Source organism: Halomonas borealis, assembly GCF_004798905.1.
GTDB lineage: Bacteria > Pseudomonadota > Gammaproteobacteria > Pseudomonadales > Halomonadaceae > Halomonas > Halomonas borealis.
Map to the genome: position 1 here is coordinate 1 of NZ_SDMO01000153.1, position 231 is coordinate 231.

Sequence of the window (231 nt, forward strand, 5' to 3'; positions counted from 1 at the left end):
GTTTATGAAAGTCACTCGACATGGACGGAGTTGCCATGGAAGTTTGAAGCGGGCACACCAAATATTGCGGGAGCTATCGCACTCGGGGCAGCTATTGACTACCTTGAGGCAATAGGAATGGACAATATTCATCGGTATGAGCAAGAGCTTGTAGCTTATGTGATGCCTAAACTAAAAGCGATTGAAGGTTTGGAAGTTTATGGTCCAGAAGCTGTTGAAGAGCGCAGTGGT

The 231-nt window shown here is 46.3% G+C and carries 1 protein-coding gene; it reads left to right on the forward strand.

What is annotated here, in order from left to right:
* Positions 1 to 231, forward strand: a 231-nt coding sequence (locus ETC07_RS16490) for an aminotransferase class V-fold PLP-dependent enzyme (RefSeq protein ID WP_136249358.1), incomplete at both ends; no start/stop codon positions are given.